The sequence below is a fragment of the Streptococcus parasanguinis genome (genome assembly GCF_001578955.1).
GTDB lineage: Bacteria > Bacillota > Bacilli > Lactobacillales > Streptococcaceae > Streptococcus > Streptococcus parasanguinis_U.
This window is the reverse complement of record NZ_KQ969689.1, coordinates 19,771-20,511: the sequence shown is the minus strand read 5'-3', so window position 1 is coordinate 20,511 and position 741 is coordinate 19,771. Positions and strand designations below refer to the sequence as shown.

General features: G+C 37.7%; 1 protein-coding gene and 1 pseudogene. Both read right to left on the bottom strand.

The features are described from left to right. Positions 1–214, bottom strand: a pseudogene (locus SPADD19_RS00105) (conjugal transfer protein); the annotation flags it as partial. Between the two features lie 21 nt (positions 215–235). After that, entirely contained in the window at positions 236–532 is a 297-nt protein-coding gene (locus SPADD19_RS00100; RefSeq protein ID WP_061454873.1) for a hypothetical protein, read from the bottom strand. Positions 533–741 lie beyond the last annotated feature (209 nt).

Below are 741 nucleotides of genomic sequence, written 5' to 3'. Positions count from 1 at the left end.
CAATTCCACGGATCTCACCTGTATTGACTTGGACAAATGATCCATCAGGATTACGTTGTGTGCGATCCACTTCAAAGATGATATCAGGGCCCTCAATGCCTCGGAAAGTCAGTTTTCCAAGGACTGCTGGGACATCTAACCCGTCTGTAATAACACGATAAGTCTTGTCAGCAATTTGTAGTTTTTCTCCGTAGTTTAATCCAATTTTAGCCATGTGATTTTCTCCTTTAAATTCTTATTTTTTAAGTACTAATTTTTCCGCAAAGACATTGAGATAAGGTGCAACAGTAATGCCATTTAAAGCAGTATCTGGGAAAAAGATTGGGTTAACAGTTTCTACTAGAGCATCTTCAGGAAAGACTGTGGTAGAAGCAGGTGTGATAACATGGAATGAACCATGAGTTTCGCTGTTTAGAATGTGACGTTGGTATTTGCCTTCTTTTCCAAAAATAAATTTAGGAGCATTTCCCAAACGTTCGTAGTAAGCAGGGCCAATAAATTCTGGTTTCATTTTAAGTGTTTCTGAGATCATAAGATTTTCCTTTCTGAGTGTAAAATAAAAAGAGTTAAGCTAGTTGCTTCACTCTTGAGTAATAGTGGGTAAATAGTTTGCGTTTAAACATGCGACTATAGAATTGAATATCCCCATGATCGTAGCCATTTCTACGAGCATCATCTGCGAGATGATCTAGATCTACTTGAGCTTGAGCATAAAGTTTAGCCTGAAGTTTATCAGATTCA